General features: G+C 55.6%; 20 protein-coding genes. 9 read left to right on the top strand and 11 right to left on the bottom strand.

The features are described from left to right. The first annotated feature begins 279 nt into the window (after positions 1-279). Positions 280-696: an acyl-CoA thioesterase gene (locus DW088_RS03480; protein WP_118359509.1), complete on the top strand. Its 417-nt coding sequence runs from the start codon at positions 280-282 to the stop codon at positions 694-696. A gap of 44 nt (positions 697-740) precedes the next feature. Here DW088_RS03480 and DW088_RS03485 read toward each other — a convergent pair whose 3' ends face one another. The 3 genes from DW088_RS03485 to DW088_RS03495 all read right to left on the bottom strand — a co-directional run bounded on the left by DW088_RS03485 (position 741) and on the right by DW088_RS03495 (position 4,962). Continuing rightward, positions 741-1,508 (bottom strand): tRNA threonylcarbamoyladenosine dehydratase, encoded by a 768-nt coding sequence (locus DW088_RS03485; protein ID WP_118359511.1) that lies wholly within the window; start codon positions 1,506-1,508, stop codon positions 741-743. Between the two features lie 645 nt (positions 1,509-2,153). Beyond that, positions 2,154-3,473 carry an MATE family efflux transporter gene (locus DW088_RS03490; protein ID WP_118359513.1) on the bottom strand — a complete coding sequence of 440 codons (1,320 nt, stop codon included), beginning with the start codon at positions 3,471-3,473 and terminating at the stop codon, positions 2,154-2,156. 148 nt (positions 3,474-3,621) lie between these two features. Beyond that, positions 3,622-4,962 (bottom strand): S-layer homology domain-containing protein, encoded by a 1,341-nt coding sequence (locus tag DW088_RS03495; RefSeq protein WP_118359515.1) that lies wholly within the window; start codon positions 4,960-4,962, stop codon positions 3,622-3,624. 206 nt (positions 4,963-5,168) lie between these two features. On the opposite strand from DW088_RS03495, the gene DW088_RS03500 reads away from it, so the two are divergent. Beyond that, the gene (locus tag DW088_RS03500; protein WP_118359517.1) at positions 5,169-6,545 is read left to right on the top strand and encodes an MBOAT family O-acyltransferase; all 1,377 of its coding nucleotides are present in this window, start codon (positions 5,169-5,171) and stop codon (positions 6,543-6,545) included. Between the two features lie 13 nt (positions 6,546-6,558). Next, a complete protein-coding gene (locus DW088_RS03505) occupies positions 6,559-7,716 on the top strand; it encodes a DHHW family protein (RefSeq protein ID WP_118359519.1) in 1,158 nt (385 codons plus the stop codon). Positions 7,717-7,798: 82 nt separating this feature from the next. Here DW088_RS03505 and DW088_RS03510 read toward each other — a convergent pair whose 3' ends face one another. From DW088_RS03510 to DW088_RS03525, 4 genes are all read right to left on the bottom strand, one after another. After that, positions 7,799-8,956: a Gfo/Idh/MocA family protein gene (locus tag DW088_RS03510; protein ID WP_118359521.1), complete on the bottom strand. Its 1,158-nt coding sequence runs from the start codon at positions 8,954-8,956 to the stop codon at positions 7,799-7,801. A gap of 183 nt (positions 8,957-9,139) precedes the next feature. Next, positions 9,140-10,012, bottom strand: coding sequence for a mechanosensitive ion channel family protein (locus DW088_RS03515; RefSeq protein ID WP_158574596.1), 873 nt, complete (start codon positions 10,010-10,012; stop codon positions 9,140-9,142). Between the two features lie 478 nt (positions 10,013-10,490). Beyond that, the gene (locus DW088_RS03520) at positions 10,491-11,423 is read right to left on the bottom strand and encodes a DUF975 family protein (RefSeq protein WP_158574597.1); all 933 of its coding nucleotides are present in this window, start codon (positions 11,421-11,423) and stop codon (positions 10,491-10,493) included. 20 nt (positions 11,424-11,443) lie between these two features. After that, positions 11,444-13,078 carry a VanW family protein gene (locus DW088_RS03525; RefSeq protein WP_118359527.1) on the bottom strand — a complete coding sequence of 545 codons (1,635 nt, stop codon included), beginning with the start codon at positions 13,076-13,078 and terminating at the stop codon, positions 11,444-11,446. 239 nt (positions 13,079-13,317) lie between these two features. On the opposite strand from DW088_RS03525, the gene DW088_RS03530 reads away from it, so the two are divergent. From DW088_RS03530 to DW088_RS03540, 3 genes are all read left to right on the top strand, one after another. Next, on the top strand, positions 13,318-14,505 hold the full coding sequence (locus DW088_RS03530) for a cation:dicarboxylate symporter family transporter (RefSeq protein ID WP_199720398.1): 1,188 nt from the start codon (positions 13,318-13,320) through the stop codon (positions 14,503-14,505). Between the two features lie 75 nt (positions 14,506-14,580). Then, positions 14,581-15,156, top strand: a complete 576-nt coding sequence (locus tag DW088_RS03535) for a phosphatase PAP2 family protein (RefSeq protein WP_118359676.1) — start codon at positions 14,581-14,583, stop codon at positions 15,154-15,156. Then, a complete protein-coding gene (locus DW088_RS03540) occupies positions 15,153-16,571 on the top strand; it encodes a lipopolysaccharide biosynthesis protein (RefSeq protein ID WP_158574598.1) in 1,419 nt (472 codons plus the stop codon). The genes DW088_RS03535 and DW088_RS03540 overlap by 4 nt, the downstream gene beginning before the upstream one ends. A 203-nt stretch (positions 16,572-16,774) precedes the next feature. Here DW088_RS03540 and DW088_RS03545 read toward each other — a convergent pair whose 3' ends face one another. Both DW088_RS03545 and DW088_RS03550 read right to left on the bottom strand, forming a co-directional pair. Further along, positions 16,775-17,200: an RrF2 family transcriptional regulator gene (locus DW088_RS03545; RefSeq protein ID WP_110436718.1), complete on the bottom strand. Its 426-nt coding sequence runs from the start codon at positions 17,198-17,200 to the stop codon at positions 16,775-16,777. A gap of 69 nt (positions 17,201-17,269) precedes the next feature. Further along, entirely contained in the window at positions 17,270-19,837 is a 2,568-nt protein-coding gene (locus DW088_RS03550) for a translation factor GTPase family protein (RefSeq protein WP_118359678.1), read from the bottom strand. A gap of 242 nt (positions 19,838-20,079) precedes the next feature. On the opposite strand from DW088_RS03550, the gene DW088_RS03555 reads away from it, so the two are divergent. After that, positions 20,080-21,273 (top strand): aminotransferase-like domain-containing protein, encoded by a 1,194-nt coding sequence (locus tag DW088_RS03555; protein ID WP_118359533.1) that lies wholly within the window; start codon positions 20,080-20,082, stop codon positions 21,271-21,273. 5 nt (positions 21,274-21,278) lie between these two features. Continuing rightward, the gene (locus DW088_RS03560; RefSeq protein ID WP_118359535.1) at positions 21,279-22,277 is read left to right on the top strand and encodes a D-isomer specific 2-hydroxyacid dehydrogenase family protein; all 999 of its coding nucleotides are present in this window, start codon (positions 21,279-21,281) and stop codon (positions 22,275-22,277) included. Positions 22,278-22,289: 12 nt separating this feature from the next. Here DW088_RS03560 and DW088_RS03565 read toward each other — a convergent pair whose 3' ends face one another. Further along, complete coding sequence (locus DW088_RS03565) at positions 22,290-23,144, bottom strand: LysR family transcriptional regulator (RefSeq protein WP_158574599.1); 855 nt, start codon at positions 23,142-23,144, stop codon at positions 22,290-22,292. 43 nt (positions 23,145-23,187) lie between these two features. Here DW088_RS03565 and DW088_RS03570 point away from each other — a divergent pair, with 43 nt between their 5' ends. Beyond that, positions 23,188-24,102 carry an AEC family transporter gene (locus DW088_RS03570; protein ID WP_118359539.1) on the top strand — a complete coding sequence of 305 codons (915 nt, stop codon included), beginning with the start codon at positions 23,188-23,190 and terminating at the stop codon, positions 24,100-24,102. A gap of 83 nt (positions 24,103-24,185) precedes the next feature. Here DW088_RS03570 and tyrS read toward each other — a convergent pair whose 3' ends face one another. Beyond that, on the bottom strand, positions 24,186-25,409 hold the full coding sequence (gene tyrS, locus DW088_RS03575) for a tyrosine--tRNA ligase (protein ID WP_118359541.1): 1,224 nt from the start codon (positions 25,407-25,409) through the stop codon (positions 24,186-24,188). Between the last annotated feature and the right edge of the window lie 70 nt (positions 25,410-25,479).

Here is a 25,479-nt window from a genome sequence, read left to right on the forward strand (position 1 = left end):
TATATCGAACCGAGTTTGATCCTGTCAATAGTCACGAATGCTTGATCTTTATATATGCAAACGACTCATTTTGTTCACATCTTTGTGCCGTTTCCTACAATAATCTTGATTATTTATAACAGGAGCACCTACAACAGAAATTTATACAGAGCGTGGTTTCTATAACAGCTCCTATGAATTGTCTTTTCATGATCTATCCAAATATTCTTTAACGCCAAAGAACAAACTTGCAATCCAAAAACTTCGCAACTCACTTTCTTCCAATAACGAGGTGTTTTTATGAACCCCTGTGAGCACAAAGTCCAATACTATGAAACCGATGGCATGGGCATCGTCCACCACTCGAACTACATCCGCTGGTTCGAGGAGGCGCGCGTGGATCTGCTCGAGCAGCTCGGCTTCGGCTACGACCGCATTGAAGAGGCCGGTTACAGCGGTCCGGTGCTGGAGGTCTCCTGCCAGTACAAAACCATGTCGAAATTCGGCGAAACAGTGCGAATCGAAGCATCTATCACGCAGTACAACGGCGTACGCATGACGCTGCACTATGATGTCTACGACAAGGCGACCGGCACGCTGCGCTGTACCGGCGACAGCCGCCATTGCTTTATCAACGCCGAGGGCAAACCGGCTATCCTCAAGCGGTGCTGGCCGGAGTTTGACGCGACATTGGCTGCAAATATTGTCAAAGAGTAAAAAAACCGTCATCTCTGCATTTGAGATGACGGTTTTTGCCTGCGTTATCCTTTATTTTCCACGCCGGTCAGGTCCTGAACAACTTCACCTGCGATGATAAGACCCGCAACAGCAGGCACAAACGCAGTGCTGCCCGGAACCTGTCGGCGCTGTGTGCATTTTCTAGCAGTGCCCGGCGGGCAGATGCAGTTCTGGCGGCAGCCGATCGCCATATCGTCGATGGGCGTCATAGCCGGCTCCTTGGAGTACACGACCTTGAGCTTGCGGATGCGGCGCTTGCGCAGCTCGTAGCGCATAACACGCGCGAGCGGACAGCCGGAGGTCTTATAAATATCCGTCACTTCCAGCTTGTCGGCGTGAATCTTGTTGCCCGCACCCATGCAGCTGATGATGCGCGTACCGGCCTTGGTTGCCTGCTCGATCAGCTCGAGCTTGCCGGTTACGGTGTCGATGGCGTCTACAACATAGTCATATTGGGTGAAATCAAACTGAGGAGCGGTCTCAGGCGTGTAAAAGGTTTTGTAAATGTTGACCTTGCAGTCCGGATTGATATCGTGAATACGCTCGGCGGCGGCCTCTACCTTGTATTGACCGACCGTCTTGCGGGTAGCGATGATCTGGCGATTGATGTTGGTCAGGCACACCTTATCATCGTCGATGAGGTCAAGTGTACCGACACCCGAACGCGCAAGCGCTTCTACCGTGTAGCCGCCTACACCGCCGATGCCGAACACCGCAACACGCGCGTTGTACAGGCGCTCCATGCCCTGCTTGCCAAGCAGCAGCTCGGTTCTCGAAAATTGATTGAGCAAGTTTTTTCTCCCTTTCGTGCAGTTTTTCGCTTAATTATAAGTATAGCGGGGAATGCCTACTGTGTCAATAGGAAAGCTGTTGTTTCCCTGCACCGATTGACCGAGGCCGAACTGCGCAGGTGGGTTCGCCCTATCCGGGCAGCTTCTTTTTCGGCACCGACTGACCGGGGTGCTCGAACTGCGCAAGCGTGTTCGCCCCTAACGGGCGGGAAGTTTTTCGCTGAACCTCAGCGGGGGATTCGCCGTCTGCGGACGGCGGGACGTTGCGGCGCCCGCCGCGGGGGCAAAAAGGAAGGGACACCTGCGGTTTCCCTTCCTCTTTGAACTCCTACCTTTCCCTTATTTCTTAGTCTGGCGCAAATCAGAGACCGGCGACCGCTGCGAAATAGAGGAACGACAGAAGATTTTTCTCTGCTACGGACGAACTACCTTCGGAGTCCGTCCTCTTAAGCAACCTGTTCGCAGTGTCGGAGACCGTACTGCTACACAGGCGGTTTTGTCTCCGCAGGCGCGACATAACAGTGTCGCGCAAATCCTTGGCACGTTGTAACGCACGGCACCTACGGATTATGTTGCGAAACAAACAGGGTAGAAACCGTAGGTGTCTACCCTCTTGCCCACCGCGCGGGCGCGGCGTCAGCGCAGTTATACTCGCTTCCAAGCGACCAATGCCACTCCTGCCGAGATAAACTCCGTCACCCAGAACGCATGCCAGACGCCATTCGCGCCCATAATCCTACACAGCACGACCGCGATCGGCAGAATGACCACGGTATACCGGCACAGCGAAATCACGAGTGACGCCGTACCCTTTCCGAGTCCTTCCAGTGCGCCGGATGCCGTAACCGAAACCGCCGAAACAAGAAATCCCACACAGATAATGCGCAGCGCATGTGCACCGATGACCACCGTCCGGATATTTTCGGTGAAAAGCGCCATCAGCGGAGACGCGAACGCCAGACACAGCACCGTGCCGATCATCATAATGCACGCACACAGCGCAAGCGCTACCTGAAAAATACGGCTGACGCGTTCCCGCTCACCCGCACCGTAGTTGTAACCGATCACCGGACGCATCCCCTGAATAATGCCGCTCGCAGGCAGATACAGGAAGGTCTGCAACTTGTAATAGATGCCGAGCACGACCACATATGCCTGACTGAACCCCGCCAGCAGCGCATTCAGACACGAGATGAGCAATGACGGCAGCGCCAGATTGAGTGCTGCCGGAATGCCGACTGCATACAGCCGTGCCGTGATGCCTCGAGCGCCGTGCAGCCCCTTGCGTGTGATATGCACGGACACCGGCTGCAGCCGATATATCACCAGATAGAATGCCAGCGTTACCAGCTGGCCGATGCCGGTGGCGAGCGCCGCGCCGCGCATGCCGAGCCGCGGGAACGGCCCGATACCGAAGATGAGCAGCGGGTCCAGCACGATATTTGTTACGCAGCCGAACAACAGCGCCGTCATGGTCACCTGCATGCGGCCCATCGCCTGATAAATCTTCTCGAACGCGAGACCGACCATGATAATCACCGAGAACGCGAACGCAATAGACGCGTACTGCGTACCCATCTCCGCTACCTGCTCAGAATCCGTGAACAGCCGCAGGAAACGCGGCATAACGGTGATGCACACGATCATGCTCACTACGCCGTGGATAACCGAGCACGCAATACCGCGCGTCGCCGCCGCGTCCGCCTTGTCGAGCTCACCGGCACCGAGATGATACGAAATCACTGCGTTAATGCCCACGCCGAAGCCGATAGCGAGCGCGTTTATCAAATTCTGCACCGGATAGACCAGTGACAGCGCTGTTATCGCGTCCTCCCCTATTTTTGCAACAAACAGGCTGTCGATGATGTTGTACAGCGAGTTCACCAGCATGGAAACCACCATCGGCAGCGCCATTGAGAGCAGCAGCGGCAGTATCGGCTTTTCCCGCATAAAGCGTTGGTTCACGTTCGGTTCCTCCCTTTTGTGCAAATAAAAAACCGCACGACCGGAATCCCGGTCGTGCGGCGAAAAAGAACATCTTGAGATGCTGTAAAAATCCACACAAATTTTAGTGAGATAAGTTTATCATAAAAGATGCGGAATTGTCAAGCCGTCAGTTAATCTCGGTCGGCAGATCGACATAGCTGCTCAGATCGGTCGGCAGCGTAATCTTAACCGCATCGCCGGTAGCGGTTACCTTAGCGGCTGCGTTCAGAGTTGCGCTGATGGTCTCGCCCTCTGCTGTAATATCAACCGTACCGGAAATCGCGGTATCGGTAAGCATGCCATTGACTGCCTTCGCGGTAACATTCATATCGCGGGTTTTGATGGAAACACCGTCCAGCATGCCGCCGAGCAGCTCGTCAAACAGGTCGGAACTGAAGACACTGTTCATGTTGTACTTAACGGTCATACCGCCGCTGCCCTTGGTAATGCTCTCGATCGCGCTGACCGGAACAGAACTGTTCATAGCAGAAATCTCCATGCCGTTCAGCACATCATCAAAGGACATCGCCATTTTGTACTTGCCCTGTGCACCCATATCCATGTAGTAAGTGCCATTGGTGAAGTAATAGTTAATATCCTGCGAAATACTGGTATCGCCGCCGTTCGCCAAAGACGGGTCGATCGTCATGTTCAGCTTGCCGCCAAATGCCATCACGGACTTGTCCAGCTCCTTGAGGTTCATATCGGCCTTAATCGTCATCGGCATGGACATATCGAGCAGCTTGGTGGTGCCGAGTTTAACGCTTGCCTTGATGTTCATATCCATAGCCATCTTGGACTCCGCCGAGGTGTTCTTCGCAGCGGTGTTGAATGTGTCCGCGTCTGCGAAAAATGCGCCCAGAGAAGCAGCCTTGGTCTTGTCAACCGCACCGTCTGCAACCAGCTTATCGAGCAGAATGCTGTCACTGCCCTTGACATCGGTATCAAGCGCGGTCAGGCTCATTGCAACTACGTTGTCACGCAGGAAATTCTTGGTGCTGCAATTGACATCGTCCACCAGGCCAACCTGCTCACCGAAATCCAGTGCTTTGGCATAGGTAAAATCGCCCTTGGCATCCGAGTAGCCGAGTGCGCGCAGCAGGAACGTGGTATACATCTGTGCAGAGCACTTGCCGGTCGGGTTATAGGCAGTCTCACTCATGCCGTTGGCAAGGCCGTTATCGTACAGGTACTGCACATACGGCTTTTCCCAGCCCTTCAGATCGGTAAACGGTGCGGTGTAGGTCAGCTTTTCCGCCTCAGCCTCCTTGCCCAGCAGACGGACCAGCATTGCCGAAGCCTCGGCACGGGTGGGTGCCTTGTCAAGCTGGTAACCCTGATTAGTGCCCTGAAACAGTCCCACGTCCTTCAGGCGGTCCGCACAGTTTGTGAAGTTCGCCGCACCGGCTGTTGCCGTAATACCGGCAGCAACCAGCATGGATGCCAGTGCGATTCTCATCTTTTTCATATTGTCTTCCTCCTTTTAATCGAAACAGCCAATAGCTTATCCTTAATATAGCATAGTCCTTGGAAAAAGTAAACAACAATTCAGAAACGATGCAGCGATCTGATGCATGATTGCAAATCCGCGCAGAACATGGTAAACTAAAGGTGCTTTTTGTCGGTTGTTTTGCCTTTCTGACAGCAATTTTACCATACAGGGATGTTTGCTACATGGTTTTCAGCAGTCTGATTTTTCTATTTTTCTTTTTACCTGCGGCGCTGTTCTGCTATTATATCGTGCCGCAGAAATTTATCCGTGTGCGGAATGCGGTGCTGCTTTTATTCAGCCTGTTCTTTTATTTCTACGGAGAGCCAAGGCTGATCGGCATGCTAATTTTTTCGATACTGATGAACTACCTGTTTGGTCTGTCCATGCGCAGTGCATACAGAAAACCACTGCTCATTTTGTGCGTTATCGCCAATCTGAGCCTGCTGGGTGTGTTCAAGTATCTGAATTTCTTCATTAGTACGGCGGACAGTCTGCTTGGACTGAGTATTCCGGTGACAGGCATTGTCATGCCGATCGGCATCTCGTTTTACACGTTTCAGGCGCTCAGCTACGTCATTGACGTATACCGCCGGGAGGTTCCGCCGCAGCACGACCCGTTTTCGCTGGCGCTGTACGTTTCCATGTTTCCGCAGCTGATTGCAGGCCCGATCGTACGTTACCACGATGTCAACGTGCAGCTTGCCGTGCGAAAACACTCGTTTGCGCAGTTCTCCGAGGGTATCAGCCGCTTCCTGTTCGGTCTCAGCAAAAAGGTACTGCTGTCCAATGTGTTCGCGCGGATTGCGGACGGCGTATTCAAATATGCACCGAACGAGCTGTCTGCCGCCGGTGCGTGGATGGGCGCGATTGGCTACACGCTGCAGATTTACTTCGATTTCTCCGGCTACTCGGATATGGCGATCGGTCTCGGCAAAATGTTCGGCTTCGAGTTTCTCGAAAACTTCAACTATCCGTACATCAGCAAGTCGGTCACCGAGTTCTGGCGCCGCTGGCATATCTCGCTGTCCACCTGGTTCCGCGACTATGTGTACATTCCGCTGGGCGGCAACCGGTGCTCGCCCGCACGGCACATTTTCAATCTGCTTGCCGTATGGACCCTGACCGGCTTCTGGCACGGTGCCAACTGGACGTTTATGGCATGGGGTCTGTACTTCGGTATCCTGCTCATTCTGGAAAAGAAATTCCTCGCCGGATGGATTACGCGCCTGCCGTCCGTGCTGCAGCATGTCTATGCGCTGTTTTTTATCGTCATCGGCTGGGTGTTCTTCCGCAGCGATTCGATGGGACTGGCGGTGCAGTACCTCGGCAGTATGTTCACCTCGGCGGTGCCGCTCAACCGATTCGTAATCGAATATCTGCTGCGGTTCTGGCCCTACCTGCTGTTCGGTGTTGTATTGTCCGCACCGGTATTCCCGCGTCTCAAGGCCTCCCGTGTATGGCGTGTACTGGAGTTTCCGGTGCTGGCTGTCCTGTTCACACTGTGCCTGATGCGCCTGCTCGCCAGCAGCTACAACCCATTTATCTACTTCCGCTTCTGAGGAGGGCTGAGACATGAAAAACGCGAAGCATATTGTCAAAACCGTGCTGTTCTGCGGTACGCTGGCCGTTTTTTCGGCTGTCAGCGTATTCAGTCCGAAGGAAAAAGGCTCGTTTTACGAAAACCGCAGGCTGGCGGTCTTTCCGGTGCCGAGCGTCGAGACCGTGCTGGACGGCACGTTTTTCTCCGATGTAGAGACCTATATCAGTGACCACTTTGCCTGCCGTGTTCCGCTGCTGCGGCTGAACATCCGCAAGGAGCTTGCGCTGCATAATCCGGTCGTCAGCAACACGGTTATCGCGGGTGATACGCTGCTGCCCTATCACGGCAAGCCGCGCACCGATTACGACCATGAGGACATGCAGACCGTACTGGATGCGCTCTCGCAGGTAAACACGGCGTGTGAGACTGTCGGTGCAAGGTTTGTCTATCTGTCCATTCCCGAGCAGAGCAGTGCTTTGCGGTACAAGTATCCGTCGTACCTCACGTCCGGCACCTACACGGATGATTCCATGCGCACGGACTTCCTCGCCGGACTGGATGCACGCGGCATTGACTGCCTGAACATGGCGGACTATCTCTGTACCGATCCGGAGAAATATTACAGCAAAACCGACCATCACTACAACTTTTACGGCGCATATGAGACCTATCTGCGCACCATGGAGCACTTGCAGACGCTCGGCATAGACACGCCTGTCACCACCGATGTGACCATCGAGCCAATCGAACGGCAGTTTCTCGGCTCCCGTTCCCGCAAGCTGCTCGGCGAGTACCCCACAGATGACAAGCTGTACCGCTTTACGCTTGGCACGCCTGTGTCCTTCACCCGCACGGATAATGGCAAGCCGGTTGCCAGCACGGTGGTCAACGAAAATTTCAACAACGTGTATGATTACTACATGGGCGGTGACATCGGCGAAACCATTATTAAGACAAACCGTCCCGGCCTGCCGCGTGTGCTTGTCATCGGCGATTCGTTCACCAACCCCTTGGAGGGCATCCTGTATACCTCGTGCGATGAAATGCACAGCCTGGATTACCGCCACTATGACGGCGAGAATATCCTCGACTATATCGCAAAATATCAGCCTGATGTCGTGCTGTATGTCCGTGATGATCTGACCTGCATCACCACCGAAGGCAACGGCACGATGGGACTTGCGGAATAAAAAAGACACCCGGGGGTGTCTTTTTCAGGTAGACATGCGGTGCAATGGAGAACGGAAAATCCTTCTCGGGCTTTTACTTCAATTACAGCCAATCAAGCGGCTTCGGCTGCTCAAATGTAGTTGTTGGCTCACAGAAGACGTGCTCATGCGCACTCTTGAGGATGCACTCCATCACCTCAAGCGAATGCAGCGCCATCTCGCCGGAGGCACGCGGCTTGCGGCCCTCCTCGAGCGCGTAGACGAGATCCACCAGACCGATACCGCGCGGGTTCTCGGCGTGGCTGACCGAATTATACGGATGGCTGTTCGGCACGACCGGCCACGGCGCGTTTACGTTCTCCGGACGGCGTTCGGCATCCGCCCAGCGGTACTGGTCGGGCGTGCGCATGAGCGTATCGCCGCCGAACAGGTTGGGACCGGAAATCGGATCCTTTTCATCAATGAGCACCGTGCCCTCAGTACCGTAAATCTCCATGCGCGGCAGCTCGGAATCCCAGACGTCAAAACTGCAGGTCAGCGTCACCTGTGCCCCGCACACAAACTCGAGAATCGCGTTGATATGAGTATCCACGTCCACCGGCAGCACCTGTCCCTTGCTCGGGCCGGACGGCACAGTTCGCGTCTCCCCTGCCTTGGTGGCCATTGCGCAGACGCGCTTTACCGGGCCGAGCAGGCTGAGCAGCGCGGTGACGTAGTACGGCCCCATATCGTACAGCGGACCCGCACCCGGCTGATAGAAGAATGCCGGAGCCGGATGGTGGAACTCGTGCCCGTGACCGACAAACCACGCACCGCCGCCCGTGATGCGGCCCAGTCTGCCGCTGTCGATCAGCTCGCGGATGTTCTGCAAGCGACCGCCGAGGAAGGTGTCCGGCGCGCAGCCAATCAGCAGTCCCTTCTCCTTAGCAAGCGAAACCAGTTCCCTGCCCTGCTCAAACGTCATCGCCAGCGGCTTCTCCGTGTAGACATGCTTGCCCGCCTTCAAGGCTGCCAGATTATACTCATAATGTGCCTGCGGTGTCGTCAGATTGAGGATAATGTCAATATCCGGGTCAGCGATCAGCTCCATACCGGAGGCATATGCCTTGGGAATATCGTGCTCTGCCGCCTTTCGCTGTGCCTTCTCCAGTCCGCGTGAGGCACACGCCACCACCTCGACTGCGTCATACTTTTTCAGATTGTTCAGGTAAACATTGCTGATGTCGCCAATGCCGATTACACCAACGCGTAATTTCTTCATCTTATGTTCCTCCCTTTGCTCTTTGACCATATTATAAAAGGAATGCGGATGGATGTCTTACAATATCTTGCGATTTCTTACAGGCAGGAGACAGGAGTTTCGATTGCGGTTTACCGCTGCGCAGGAGACCACCGACCGCCCGACAACACGGGAAACCATCGTCCGCTCCTCACTTCTGCCTCCTCATTTCTCACTTTTTACGACCTGCATGTGCGGATATGCAATATCAATGCCTTCCGCGTCATAGGTGAGCTTAATGCCCTCGAGCACGGCGCACTTCAGTGCGAATGCGGTGGCGTTATCCTTCGCCCACAGCGATGCACGCAGAACAACCGCGGAATCCGCCAGCTCAAGCACAACGACCGGCGCATCGGGCACACCGTCCTTTTTCTGCTGCTCGGTGCGAATATCGAGGAAGGCCGGCTGCTTCCGCACCTCGCGGGCGAGCAGCTCTTTGGCTTTTTTGAGGTCGCTTTCGTAGGTAATCCCCACTGTCAGGAACACGCAGACCTTGCTGTCCGCATAGTCGGCGTTCTCGATGATGGCACTGTTCATCTTGCTGTTTGGGATGATGACGCGCTTGTTCTCGAACGTGCGGACCGCAGTATGGTGCAGCGTGATCTCCTCAACGCAGCCGGTGATGTCATTATCGACATAGCGCACGACATCGCCCATCTTAAACGGCTTGAATGCGAGGATCATCATGCCGCTGACCACGCTGCCGAGGGCTTCCTGTGCTGCAAGACCGGCAACCACCGCGATCACACCGCCGGTAGCCAGCAGAGTACGCACCGCACTCGACAGCACCGGAATCGCGCCTACGATGACCATGCCGCCCGCAAAGTACACCGCAGCAACCGCTATGTAGCGCACAAATCCTAAGACGGTCGCAATACTGCTGTTCGTTTTCCGGTGACGGTCAACCAGCTTTTTCATCAGCCGATTGACCAGTCCGGCCGCCGCCAGCGTTAGGAGCAGCACCGCCACGGCCAGTATTCCCGTGGAAATCAGCTTTCCCAGCGGCGATTCCATAAATTCTGTAAACCATTCAAACATCAGGGTTCCCTCTCTTTCCGGAGATAGGTTTATTATAGCGTATCTGCGGGTACGATACAATAGAAAAAGCCTCGGAGCATACATCTCCGAGGCTTCAGCTTGTCGAAAAAGCAATATTCGATTTTTATGCTTCGTGCGGCAGCACGCATTCAATCGAATTTGCTTTGCAAATTCATAAATTCCGGGAGCATGGTCCAGACCACCCTCTCTTGCCGCTATGCGGCAATTCACCTTGTGTATCTCGGAATTTATACAAGGAAAGAAAAAATGTGTCCGCAGGACGCGGTTTTTCTTCGAGATTCGCTCGAAAGCGTGGTTTCGAGCGAGAGGCTGCTCGGAAAAAGTTAGTTTTTCGACAGCCTCAAGCCTCGGAGCATACATCTCCGAGGCTTTTCACACGTTCCTAAATGATATCCTATCGTTTGCCTGATGCTATCACCGCATAACCTCCACGAATGCAGGTTGCCCGGCAGGATGCTTACCCTTCCGGATAAAACTCCGCCGACGGTTCGGTCAGATGCTCATACACACGCACGAACGAGCTTTCCATATACGCCGAAAGAAAACCGTTCAGCACAGCGGTCAGGCATAGCGCCGCCACCAGAGCCGCCGCGAATACCGCAATCGCCATGCCGGTGCTCATCGCAGTCAGGCCGACCGTACCGAGCAGGATACATCCCCACAGAACAACGGCGATCAGTACATACCAGCCGATAAAGCTGAGGTCGAACACAAACAGCTTCATCAGATTTCCGCGGAACGCCCATGAAGCCTCACGCGTAGCTGCCCATGCACTGCGGTTCTCATCCTGCGCGAGCAGGAGCCAGCCTGCGTTATAAGTCTGCAGCTTAACGCGAATCGGAATCATCACCAGCAGGTACACAACCTGCAGCGCTCCCGCAATCACCTGATACTGTGCCATATCCGAGACAGCCATAGCAGCCGCAAACACGATTGTCGAATAGATGACGGTCGGCACGATTGACCAGATAATGCCGCGCAGCCACAGCGTAAACACCATACGGATGCCCGCCCAGACACTTTTTAACGAGGTGAACGGGTACATGAGCATACCCATCGTCACATCCTCGCCGTGTGCGAGACCAATGTAAAAGTGCATAAGGCCGAACTGCAGGGGGCCCGTGATCGCCAGCATAAGCGCAATGCACAACCATACCGTATTCAGTCCGCGCGAGAGTGCCGCCATCAACTGGTAATCATTCGCAGAAACACCGCCTGCGATGAGCGCGAACGCTCTGCCGAACACGGAAACGTACAGGATCACCATCAGCAGCACATACGGCACGAGGTACATCAGCTGGATGCCGATACACCGGCCAAGGTTTTCCATTACACGCGCCTTCTGCTCCCGCTTAAGCTGTCTGCGGGTCTCAGCTGTAAAATTGTTCATAAAATTCTCCATTTTCTTTATCATTCACCGACGTACACGACCTCATCCCGCTTGGAATAGGTGGAGCTGTTGGCCAGCACCTCGGTCGTCTTGCCATTTTCAGTAATCTGCTTGTAGGTCTTGGTCGAGTAGCCCGTGATGCCCGAGGTCTCCACGCGGCTGTCGCCTGCCTCCATCGAGCTGTCCGTCTTGGTAACGGTCTCCGGCTTATAGGTCTCGAGCACCTCTGTGCGGGTCGTGACCGTCTTGTCGCTCGTTTTGGTGCCGACAATAGTCATGATCATCTGACCGTCGGTCTGCTCGGCAAGAATCTTGACCGGATACGCCGTATTGTTGACGAACCGGAAATCCAGATTGCCGTAATCCACGGTTGCGTCCTCGCCGAGCGGTGTGTAGGACACGGTAAACGAATGATTATGCCGTTCGGTCACCTTCAAATCGGCACGCAGTACAGCCATGTACAGCGTCGAGGACGGCTGGCAGACACCGCCGCCGAACTCGTCAATAATCTTGCCGCCCGAGTAGGCATGCGCCTCCTGATAACCGCGTGCGGCTGTGCGCTCGCCAACCGTGCCGTTATAGGAAAACTCGTCACCCGGATTGAGGATAGTGCCGTTGATGGCCTTAGCCGCCAGACGGATGTTGTTCGTACGCGGTGCGTTGCCCTCGTCGAGATTGGTCGCCGTGCGCGCGAGCGTATCGTGGAACAGCTTCGCCTTGAGCGTCTCTGCCGTGATGGACGGCTGGGTGATCGTCACAGGAATGGTGTAGGTCTCTTGCGAGCCGTCGCCAATGATCTCCTTGGCCTTATCGGTGTCGAACGACACGCCTGCCTTGCCGGCGATGATGGTCTTGCCGTCCTCCTTGCTGACGGTAGCGTTGACCGGGTCACCGATAATGTCGGCTGCAATCTTGTCAACGTCAATCGCCGGAGCGGCTGTCACATCGGTCGAGACCTCATACGGCTCAAAGTCCATCAGGCGAATCTGATCAGTCAGCGCCTGCTCTACCGCATCCGTGTCAAACTTGACGCCCGGCTTGCCGGAATGCACGATCAGATTGCTGTCCTTCAGTTCCCAGGTCGGATTGACCGGTTCGGTCAGCGCCGTGTCCGCGATTTCGTTGAGCGTGCCGCGCAGACTTTCCTCATCTACAGTTGCCGCAATCTGTGCCTCTCTGTGGCCGCGCATTGCGCCGATGATATCGCGCACGCGCTCGAGCGGATTGCCGGTGCGGCCTATTTCATAGGCGTTCTCGGCGGACTGGATGCCGTCCACGCTTTTCAGCACCTTATCGACCGGAATATCATAGTTGGAGCCGTAAATCGTCACCGTGACATTCTTGCCCTCGTACAGCGGCGCACTCTGGTCCTCGATGGTGTTTGCCGCGTCATCGCGGTTCATGCCCCCGACCGCGATCGGTCCGACAGTCACGCCCGGAAAAACATTCGGGTAGCAGTACACATAGCCGAATGCACCGGCTGCCGCCGCAATGACAACGCCGACGGCAATCTTTACACCGATAGGAACACGACGTTTCTTCTTCGGCCGCTTCGCTTCCGTCCGGATGACCTGCGCCGGTTTTTCCGGCTTTTTGGCCTGCTTTTTGATCAAATGCGCTCCCTTCTTCGGTTTGTTTGCGCTTTTATCTGCCATGAGTATACCTCTTAACTAATCTATGCTTGGAATATGCTTTGGATTCTCGATGCACCCGCCATTATTCGACAGGTATACCTTTATATTATAGCGCCCTGTATTCATGATAGCAACCACAAATTCGGATAAATTCGGTATACGCCGTCATAATCTGTCGCTTTAACTTGCTATCACGGCTCTTTTCTGCTATAGTATTATTAGTATGCTAAAATTTTTGTGAAAAAGAGGAGTAAATGCAAGTGAAACAATTAGGACTGTTAATTCGACTGATTATCGGCATCATCGCCGGTATCCTCATCGGTATGTGTGGACAGTGGTTCGGCATCGCGGACACTGGGTTCTTCGTTGCCATCATCCGCCTGCTGGCAACCTTTACCTCGCTGTTCTCAACCTTCCTGTCATTCATGATCCCGCTGATTATCCTGTCGTTCATCACGGTCGGCATGGCAGAGCTTGGCAAGAAGGCCAACCGTCTGTTTGGTCTGACCCTGCTGCTGGCCTACGGCACAACCGTTATTTCCGGCCTGCTGACCTTCTTCATCGGCAAGGCCGTTCTGCCGGGGATCATTCAGCCCATCACCGGCGATGTACTCGAGAGCAACGCCTTCGAGCCGCTGTTCTCCATCACGGTTGACCCGGTGTTCGGCGTTATGACCGCACTTGTGCTCGCGTTCGTGATCGGCATCGGCATGGCAAATCTTAAGGGCGATTCCCTGCTGAACGTTTTCCGCGATCTGCAGAAGATCGTTACCGGCGTACTCAGCCGCATTATCATTCCGCTGATCCCGATCCACATCGCAGGTCTGTTCGCCAACATCGCAGCCGAGGGCCGTCTGGCGGCTACCGTCAAGATGTTCGCTTCCCTGTATGCTATCATTATTGTGCTGCAGCTGCTGTACATCTTGTCTCAGTTTGGTCTGGCAAGCATTGTCTGCCGCAAGAACCACTTCAAAAGCATGAAGAACGCCGCTCCGGCATACTTTACCGCACTCGGCACCCAGTCCTCTGCATCGACTATTCCGATTGCGCTGAACTGTGCATATAATAACAATATAAATAACGACGTTGCCGACTTTGTCGTTCCGCTGTGCGCTACCATCAACCTCAACGGCGATACCATCTGCCTCGTACTCGGCTCGATGGGCATCATGCTTGCAAGCGGCATAACCCCGACCTTTGCCATGTTTGCTCCGTTTGTATTCATGCTGGGCGTTACCATGGTTGCGGCTCCGGGTGTACCGGGCGGCGGTGTTATGTCGGCACTGGGCCTGATCACCTCGATGCTCGGCTTCACCGACCCGATGCAGCAGCTTATCATTGCCCTGCACTTCTCGCAGGACAGCTTCGGCACTGCTACCAACGTCACCGGTGACCAGGCGATTGCCCTCATCGTGGACAAGGTAGACCGTTCTGCTTCCGAAAAATAACCGGGAAGTTGTTTTATGACCATCCCCCGGTCATAAAACAACTTCCAATCTCCTGAAAGGCGGCGATTCCGGTAAATGGATATTCTGCTCGATATTGTGCATTCAGTTGACTACGGCGTTCTCGCGTACATCTCGGAGCACTGGCGCGGTGGTCTGTCCGACACAGTCTGGAAGGTGTTCTCCCTGATGGGCAGCTACGGTGCTGTCTGGATTACGCTTGCCGTACTGCTGCTGTTCTTCCGGCGAACACGCCGCGCCGGTGCGGCGATGCTGATCGCGCTCGGTGTCGGCTTTCTGCTTGGCAACGTGTTCCTCAAGAACCTTGTCATGCGGCCGCGTCCATTTGTCACCCACACCGACCTGACGGCGCTGCTCGTTCCGGAGGACCCGTGGTCGTTTCCGTCCGGGCACACGCTCAGCTCGTTTGCGGCAGCTTCGGCGCTGTACTTCTTCCACCATAAAACCGGTTTTCTGGCCTTTCTGCTGGCGGCAGCTATTGCGTTTTCGCGGCTGTATGCCAGCGTCCATTACCCGACCGACGTACTGGCCGGAGCGGTCATCGGCGTGCTGTGCGGCATTATCGCTGCATGGCTGACCGACCGCGTTACCGACCAGTGCCACACACTCCGGCTGAGAAAGGGCAAAAAATGAATCAATACAAACGCCTTCTCGGCAATACCTTTATCTTTGCGATAGGCACGTTCAGTTCCAAGATTCTCGTCATCCTCATGCTGCGTTTCTACACCGGCATGATGACGCAGGATGAAATGGGTGTCGCTGACCTGATCATCAAGACCACCAGTATTCTGTATCCGGTGGTGTCGCTGTCCATCGGACAGGCGGTCATCCGCTACGGACTTGAGCGCAAGTATTACAAGCGCAGTGTGTTTACCATTGCGCTCGTGACCGTGCTGTGCGGCTTCATTATCGCACTGCCGTTCCATCCGCTGCTGAGCCTCATCCACTATAATACCTCGGCGGGTGTTACCGGCTCACTGCTTGAGTATCAGTGGATCATCTACCTGTATGTTCTGACCTCGTGCACGCAGAATGTGTGCAGCCAGTTCATCCGCGCGCTCGGACACGTCCGCCTGTACGCGATCGACGGCATTTTCCGTACGTTCGTCACCATCATGCTGAACATCCTCTACCTGAAGGTGTTCCGCTGGAACATCCTCGGCTATGTGTTCTCCATCATCTGCTCGGACGCGCTTTCCACTGTTTGCCTGTTCATTATTGCCGGTTTGTGGAAGTACGTCAAGCTCAAGCGTCTGGACATGCACCTGTGGCGCGGAATGCTGGCGTACTCGCTGCCGCTCGTGCCGGATGCGATTCTCGTGTATATTATCGGCTTCTCGGATCAGGTGTTCCTCGCTTCCATGCAGGATACCGCAGTCAGCGCCATCTACTCGATCGCCTACCGTGTGCCGACGCTGATCGCGCTTGTCGCGTCCATCTTTGTTGATGCATGGCAGATATCCATGGTCAACAACAACACCAAGGAAGAGCAGATCACGTTCTTCTCGAACGTCGGCAACACATACTCGTCCATCGTGTTCATCATCGCGTCCGGCGGCGTAATGTGCGCCAAGCTGGCTATGACGGTTCTCGCCGTGCCCAGCTACTATATCGGCTGGACGTTCATCCCGATTCTGGCGGTCGGCGCGGGCTTCAACTGCCTGTCCAGCTTCCAGAAAAGCGTGTACCTGCTGGAAAAGAAGACGGTTGCGTCCTTCCTGTCCACGGCATTCTCCGCGGTCATTAACATCGGTCTGAACGCCCTGCTCATCCCGCGGATGGGCGGCACCGGTGCGGCGCTGGCAACGCTCATCAGCTATGTGGCTCTGTTCCTGTACCGTGCGATCGACAGCCGGCGGTTCATGCCGGTCCGCTGGAAGGTGCCGCGCTTGGCGCTGACCGTGATTTTGCTTGCCGTGCAGTCCGTACTCATGCTGCTCGAGCCGCCGCTGTGGCTCGTCTGGCAGATTGCACTGTTCGGCGCGGTTGCGGCGCTCAACAGCCGCGAGATGCTGCTCAGTGTCAAAAAGCTGCTGCATCGAGCATAAGTTTATATGCAAAGGGAATGTCTGTGGGGCGTTCCCTTTTTCTTTTGCTGTCTACACGATATTATCACGTTATATCGTAGGATGCACCGACTCGGTGCACCGCCTGTAAACCACATGCACGCACATAGAAGATAAAACCGCATCGTTCATTCTCCATTACTCAACGAAAAAAAGACAGACGAAAAATCGTCTGTCTTTTTGCGTTAGATGGAAAAATTAAGCGTTCCGTTATTGACAAGATCCTCGAGCGTGACCGAATCAACATAGTTATTGATTGCGTCATACAATCCGCGCCAAAAGCTGAGCGTAATGCATTCATCTACACGAGGACAATCCACTGGCTCATGCTCCAAACAAGCCACCGGTGCAAGAGAGCCTTCGGTAATGCGCAGAATATCGCCCACGGTATACTCCGAAGGATGCCGCGCCAGCTGGTAGCCGCCCTGTGCGCCTCGCGTCGAGATAACAAAGCCCGCACGCGAAAGCTGCACCACGATCTGCTCCAGATACTTGGCCGAAATCTGCTGTCGCTTGGAAATATCGCGCAGCGGAATGTAGCCGCCTGCGTCATGCTGCGCCAGGTCGATCATCAGACGAAGCGCATATCTTCCTTTGGTTGAAATCTTCATAGTTGCAAATTCCCCTTTTCACTAATATACCACAGGTTTACTATGAATTCAAGTCCAAACCGATTTTGTTTACAATTTTTTCAGAATTGCCTCAATATGCTCATTGGCCTGCTCTACTTCCCAGTGCAGCTCGGTCGCGGAGATACGCTCTGCGCCATGTCCGAGAATGATCATCTGCTCCATGCCGTCCGAGGTAGCCACACGAACACGGTGCTTGCGCGACAGGTCGTAGGACGCCTGCTCAATGTACATATCCGCAGTTTCGGCCTCCTTGGTGTAGACAATATGGATGCCGCCGCGATGCTCAATTGAGCCGGTGCCGCCTTTGACCTTATAGGCATCGAACACGAGAATAAGATGGCATCTGCGCACACCCTGATAATTGCTCAGCACGTTGACGAGCGCTTCACGGGCTGCGTTGACATCACGGGCGGCAATGTCGCGCAGCTCGTCCCACGAGAAGATGATGTTGTAGCCGTCCACGAGCAGATAATCGTCCTCACGAATGCGGGTGACGTACAGCTGCTCAAGCGTCGCGGCCTTTTTACGGCTCTGCTGAAAGGCTTCAAAGCCGCGGTTTTTGACCGGACCGTAGGTGCGTTCAAACAAGGCCCGCAGTTCCGCGTCGCCGCCGAAGCCGTCTCCACCGCCTGTGCCGGAGGAACGCACCGGACGGACTTGTTCCGGCTCTTCTTCCCTAGGTTTAAGCACGTTTGAAGTATCAATATGCGCGTGCTCCGGCACCTCATTCCACTTGACAACATAGCCTGCACCGTGCGAGCAGAACACGGAATCCGGCGTATTCTCCACATCGGCGGTCGGGTCGTAGGCAGCTGCCGAGATGACTTCCTCCGCGTTGTGGCAAGGCGCGTAGCCGTTCGGCGTGCACGACAGCCGACCGCGTCCCTTGGTGTACGCCGCGACCTCGGTCCAGTAGTTGCGCATGGTGGAAACCGGCGCCGTTCCGGTCAGAATCGAGCCGTGAGCACCCTGTTCCGGAGGCTCAAACGTGCCGTTCATTCGCTGAATATCGGTCATGGCGCGTCCGACGCACTCGTCCGGCAGCTCCAGCCGAAATGCATAATACGGCTCAAGCAGCAGGCTTTCCGTGCGCATAAGGCCGTTGCGGACGGCGCGGTAGGTTGCCTCACGGAAGTCGCCGCCCTCCGTGTGCTTGACGTGTGCGCGTCCTGCAAGGATGGTTATCTTCACATCCGTGATGGGTGCACCGGTCAGCACGCCCAAATGCGGTTTTTCCGCCAGATGTGTCAGAATCAGGCGCTGCCAGTTCAGGTCGAGCACATCGGTCGGACACGCCGTTGACAGCTGAATGCCGCTGCCGCGCTCTGCCGGTTCAAGCAGCAGATGCACCTCGGCGTAATGCCGCAGCGGCTCGAAATGGCCGATACCGATCACCGGCTCGGTGATGGTCTCGCGGTAGACGATACTGCCCTCGTCAAAGGTCACATCCACGCCGAAGCGTTCCGCGATAACGCTGGTGAGGATTTCCAGCTGCACCTCCCCCATTAGCTGCAGGTGTATCTCACCGAGCCGTTCGTTCCACACCACCCGAAGCTGCGGGTCCTCCTCCTCAAGCTGGCGCAGGTTGCGCAGCATGACATGTGCGTCACACCCTTCCGGCAGGCACACGCGATAGCCGAGAACCGGCTCGAGCACCGGCGGCAGTGCACCGGCTTCCGCGCCAAGACCCATACCCGGACGCGTGTGCGTGAGTCCTGTCACCGCACAGACCATGCCGCTCTCGACGCGCTCGGCCGTGCGGAATTTTTCACCCGAGTAGATGCGGATGCCGCTCACTTTTTCCTGCCAGCCGCCGTCCTCGCCGCCCGAAAGCTGCTCGCGCACGGAAAGCGCACCGCCGGTGATTTTGAGATATGACAGGCGGTTGCCCTGTGCGTCACGCGCGATTTTGAACACGCGCGCACCGAAGTCCGCGCCGTACTGCGGTGCAGGAAGATAGCGTTCCAGACCATCCAGCAGCGCGTCCACGCCGTCCAGTTTGAGTGCCGAGCCGAAGTAGCACGGGAACGCTTTTCGTTCCGCAACCAGCTGTGCGATCTGGCTGTCGTCCACCATTCCTGTCTCGAGGTACTGCTCGAGCAGACCCTCATCGCACACGGCAAGCTCCTCTGCCATTGTGTCCGTCGAAGTGAAGTCAACACAGCCGCTGTCCAGCCGCGATTTCAACTCCTGCAGGAGTGCATTTCGGTCTGCACCATCCAAATCCATCTTGTTGATGAACAGAAACGTCGGGATTCCCTGACGCGTCAGCAGCCGCCACAGCGTTTCCGTGTGCGCCTGTACGCCGTCCGTGCCGCTGATGACCAGCACCGCACAGTCGAGCACCTGCAGTGTGCGTTCCATCTCCGCCGAAAAGTCAACGTGCCCGGGCGTGTCCAGCAGTGTCACCTCGGTGTGCGGCAGGGAGAACTCCGCCTGCTTGGAGAAAATTGTGATGCCGCGCGCGCGCTCGAGCGCAAACGTATCGAGGAACGCATCCTGATGGTCCACGCGGCCTAATTTTTTCAGCGCACCCGCCTGGTACAGCATGGCTTCCGACAGGGTGGTTTTTCCGGCATCAACGTGCGCCGTGATGCCAATACAGATATGTTTCATAGCAAAATTCGCTTTCATATTCGAGTGATTCTAACTCCTACTATTATCGCAGGTTTTGCGTGATTCTTCAAGGCATAGCATGTATTCTTTCCTGTTATATCGTCATAAACAACAGATATTGGACAAATTTCTTGTGCAGGTTTACAATAGAATCATCAGCAAAGGCGCTGAAACCTACCGACTAAGGGGTTTCAGCACCTTTTTGTTTTCTTGTATTCCAAATCTTAACAGGAGCGATAGATATGCAGTATGAAATTTCCAACCGTATGAGCGATGTGCACGGCTCGGCCATCCGCGAGCTGTTCAAGCTCGGCGCAGACCCGAACATGATCTCGTTCGGCGGCGGCAACCCGTCTGCGGAGACTTTCCCGGTTCCCGAGATTGCGGACATCATCGCAGACGTCATGAAGGACGCACCGGTCTCTGTTCTGCAGTACGGTCTGTCCGAGGGCTACACGCCGCTGCGCGATACGATGAAGGACTACCTCACCCGCACACAGGGTTTTGATTTCGAGAACAATGAGCTGTTCATCCTGTCCGGCGGTCAGCAGTGCGCCGACCTGACCACCAAGGTTCTGGTCAACGAGGGCGATATCATTCTGACCGAGGACCCGGCCTTTGTCGGCTGCCTGAACACATTCCGTTCGTATGGCGCCAAGCTGATCGGCATTCCGATGCAGCAGGACGGCATGGATACGGATGCGCTTGAGGCCGCTCTCAAGGCGCATCCCGAGACCAAGCTGCTGTACACGATCCCGTCCTTCCAGAACCCGTCCGGCATCACGACTACGCTTGAAAAGCGCAAAAAGGTGTATGAACTCGCGTGCAAGTACGATATCGCCATTCTTGAGGACAACCCGTACGGCGAGCTGCGCTTTTCCGGCGAGGACGTGCCGACCATCAAGTCGATGGACACCGAAGGCCGCGTGCTGTACGCAGGCAGCTTTTCCAAGGTTATGGCTCCTGCGTTCCGACTGGGCTTCCTCGTGTTCAACAAGTCGCTCACCATGCCGCTGACCATCGCCAAGCAGACCACCGATGTGCACTCTAACGTGCTGTTCCAGTATGTCTGCAACGAGTACATGACCAAGTACGATTTTGCCGCGCACCTCGACAAAGCGCGTGACGTATACCGCGCAAAGTGCAATCTCATGCTCGATACCATGCGCCGCACCTTCCATCCGGCGGTCACGTTCTCGCAGCCGGAAGGCGGCCTGTTCGCCATGACCTTCCTGCCGGACGGCATGGATTCGCAGCCGTTTGTCCGCGAGGCGATTCAGCACGGTGTACTCTGCGTGCCCGGCTCAGCGTTCCTGGCAGACGAAAAGCAGGTGTCCAACGCCTTCCGTCTCAACTATTCTACCCCGACCGACGAGCAGATCGTCAAGGGCATCGAAATTCTCGGCAAGCTCACCCACGAATGGATCAAGGAGTAATAAAAATGAAAGTTATGGCATTCAATGCTCGTCCGGACGAACGCGCGTTCTTCGATCACTTCAGTCAGTCGCTTAATATGGATCTTACGCTGCAGAAGGACACGCTGACCCTCGATAATGTTGCGCTGACCCGCGGCTACGACGGCATTTCCTGCACCTGCGACCTGCCTGCGCCGATTCTGGAAAAGCTGGCCGAGAACGGTGTCCGCTATGTGGCCCTGCGCACCATCGGCTACGATAATGTAGACCTGAAAGCTGCAGAGCGTCTCGGCATCCGCGTATCCCACGCCGGATATTCGCCGTATGCCGTTTCCAACTACACGGTTATGCTCATGCTGATGTGCATCCGCAAGGCCGGCTACATCATGTTCCGCTCGCACACCGCAGACTACTCGCTCGGCGCATCCGGTGCGGCCCGCGGCATGGAGATGCAGAACCTGACCGTCGGCGTCATCGGCACCGGCCGTATCGGCAAGGCCGTCATTCACAATCTGTCCGGCTTTGGCTGCCGCATTATCGCACATGACCCGTTCCCGTCCGAGGAAATGAAGCAGATGGGCGTGGAGTACGTTTCGCTCGAATCGCTGTATGCGCAGTCCGATGTCATCACGCTGCACACCTTTCTCAACGACAGCACCTACCACATGATCAACACCGATGCTATTCAGCAGATGAAGCCGGGTGTTGTCATCATCAACTGCGCACGCGGCGCGCTCATCAACACCCGTGCGCTCATCGATGGCATCGAATCCGGCCGCATCGGCTCGGTCGGCGTGGACTGCTTTGAGGGTGAGGATGATGTGATCCGCGTCGATCACAATTACAACAGCCGTGTCACCAACCACGATTACATCATCCTGAAATCCTTCCAGAACACCATCGTTACCCCGCATGTTGCGTTCTTCACCGATCAGGCGGTGTTCGATATGGTTCAGTGCTCGCTCGAAAGCCTGCATCAGTTTGAGCTTGGCGAGAAGGTACCGCTGGAAGTCCACGCCGCATGATCTGTCGCGGATTTACGCCATCTGCGCAAAATACCGCTCCAAATACGCAGTAAACGCGCGAATGCTCTGCGTGCGGAACCGTCCGAGCGTCTGCACATAGATATACCGGCGGCACTGTGCGTCCTTGATGTGCAGCAGGCGCACGCCTGCGTCCTCGCAGACCTGCCGCCACTCGCCGGACGCGACCAGTGCAACACCCATGCCGCACGACAGCAGTCGGATCTGCAAGGCCGCGCTGTCGCACTCGATAGCGGCGTGCATCTCCACACCGGCTGACCGAAAAATATGCTCGGAAATCTGTCGGAACGACTGCGAATTGCTCAGCGCGATAAACGGATCGTCGGCAAGTTCTGTCAGCGATACGCTTTCCCGATCGGCATACCGGTGTCCCTCGGGCACAGCCACGCACATCTCCTCATCGTACAGCAGGACGGCGCCTGCAGGCACCTCGTCCCGCGATACCGCGGAATCGAGCAGCAGGTCGCTGCCCTCGGGCGTGCTGCTGATGCGCAGATCCAGATTGCCGTACTCGGCAGAAAAACCTGCGAGTATCTCACTGATACGCTCCGCGCACGACAGCGCACAGATGCACAGACCGCCTGTCCGGTGCAGGCTCTCCTCGATTTCGCCGCGTGCGTCGCGCTCAGCTTCCAGCATCGTCCGTGCGTACCGCAGCAGGATATCTCCCTGCTCGGTGCGACGCAATCCCTTTCCCGTTCGCTCGAATAACTCGGCTCCCAGCTCGCTTTCCAGATTCCGTATGGTTTTGGATACAGCGGGCTGCGCCACGTTCAGGCTCTCGGCGGCGCGCGTCATATTTTCGTATTTGGCTACGGCGGCAAACTGCCGAAGCTGATATAATTCCATCGTGTTCCCCTCCATTCTATGAAAGTACAGGAAAATTTCCCTTATGATTACTCAAATTCTGCTTCAGCAGACGATCATCATGTTTCTTTTGATGATGCTCGGTCTGCTCCTCTCCCGCCGCGGCATGATAACCGAACAGGGCAGCCGTGATCTGTCCAACGTGCTGCTGTACGCAGTCATTCCGTGCGTCATCCTGCGCAGCTATATGTCCGAGTTCAGCGTGGACAAGCTGCGTGCCATGGGCATTTCGGCTGTTATCGCGGTGATCGCGTTTGTCGCGTCCATCGGCGTGGCGTACCTCACCTGCGGCACCCGGCACCGGATTGAAAACTTTGCGGTCGCGTTCGGCAACGCCGGCTTCATTGGTATTCCGCTCGTCACAGCCGTGTTTGGCGCGGAGGCGGCGTTCTACATTGTCTCGTACAGCACACTTGTCAATCTGCTGCAGTGGACGTACGGTATTGTTATTATATCAGGCAAAAAGGAAACCATCAATCTGAAAATGGTGTTCGTCAATCCGGTTTTCATCTCCATGGTGATCGGTCTCATCCTGTTTGTGACTCAGCCGACGCTGCCCTCGGTCGTCACCGGCACGATCGGCTACATCGCGGATGCCAATACTGCTCTGGCGATGATTATTCTCGGTTTCTATCTGTCCAAGGTGCGCCTGCGCGACCTGTTCGCGAGTGCAAGGCTGTACGTTGTCTCTGCCGTGCGCCTGCTTATCGTTCCGGCGGTGACCGTGCTCATCTTCCTGCTGTTCCCCTTTGCCCGCGGCGAGATCACGCTGATTACGCTGATCGCAGCCGCAACGCCGGTTGCCAGCAGCACAGCCATCTTTGCGCAGAAGTTCGATCAGGACTACCGGCAGGCGGTGTCGTATGTATGCCTGTCCACCATTCTGTCCGTGGCAACGCTGCCGCTGGTAATGCTGGTGGCTGAACGTTTTCTTTCCTAAAACCAGATAACAAAAGCGGCGCAGACCGATCGGTCTGTGCCGCTTCTTTGCGTCTTCTTGAAAATATCGTTCCGCGACAGACGTTATCCCAGAACCACCTTGTGGAAGGTCTTTTTGCCCTTCTTGATCATGCACTCCTCGTTAAAGAAGTCCTTGGTCAGCTGCTGCTTGAAGTCCGCGACCTTTTCGCCGTCCAGCGATACGCCGCCGCCCTGCACCAGCTTGCGCGCCTCACCGTTGGAGGCTGCAAGGCCGCACTTGACGAGCAGCGTCAGCACACCGATCTGGCCGTCAGTGAAGTCCGCATCGGTCAGCGTGGTGGTCGGCATGTTGGCAGCCGCACCGCCGGAAACGAAGATCTCCTTGGCAGCGGTCTGTGCCTTCTCGGCCTCTTCCTTGCCATGTACCAGAGCGGTCAGCTCGTATGCGAGGATTTCCTTCGCGCGGTTCAGCTGTGCGCCTTCCCAGCTGTCCATCGTCTCGATCTCCTCAAGCGGCAGGAAGGTCAGCATACGGATGCACTTGAGCACGTCCGCATCGTCCACATTGCGCCAGTACTGGTAGAAATCGTAAGGAGAAGTCTTGTTCGGATCGAGCCAAACGGCGCCGGAAGCGGTCTTGCCCATCTTCTTGCCCTCGGAGTTGAGCAGCAGAGTGATGGTCATCGCATGCGCGTCCTTGCCCAGCTTGCGGCGGATCAGCTCGGTGCCGCCGAGCATATTACTCCACTGGTCGTTGCCGCCGAACTGCATGTTGCAGCCGTAGTTCTTGAACAGGTAGTAGAAGTCGTAGGACTGCATCGGCATGTAGTTGAACTCGAGGAAGCTCAGACCCTTCTCCATGCGCTGCTTGAAGCACTCGGCACGGAGCATATTATTAACCGAGAAGCACGAGCCGATGTCGCGGATGAACTCAATGTAGTTAAGGTTCATCAGCCAGTCGGCGTTGTTCACCATCTGCGCCTTGCCCTCACCGAATTCGATGAAGCGCTCCATCTGCTTCTTGAAGCAGTCACAGTTGTGCTGGATGGTCTCGACGGTCATCATCGAGCGCATATCGGTACGGCCGGACGGATCGCCGATCATAGCGGTGCCGCCGCCGATCAGCGCAATCGGCTTGTTGCCTGCCATCTGCATGCGCTTCATCAGGCAGAGCGCCATAAAGTGGCCAACATGCAGGCTGTCCGCAGTCGGATCGAAGCCAATGTAGAAGGTTGCCTTGCCGTTGTTGATCATCTCGCTGATCTCTTCTTCGTTCGTTACCTGCGCGATCAGACCGCGCGCTTTCAGTTCGTCGTAAAGCTGCATTATTCTGTCTCCTGTATTTCAATTTGTTTGATTTTTATGATAAAAGAGTCCGAATACCGTTACGGAGCAC

Origin of the sequence: Butyricicoccus sp. AM05-1 (assembly GCF_003474415.1) — a bacterium.
Lineage (GTDB): Bacteria > Bacillota > Clostridia > Oscillospirales > Butyricicoccaceae > Agathobaculum > Agathobaculum butyriciproducens.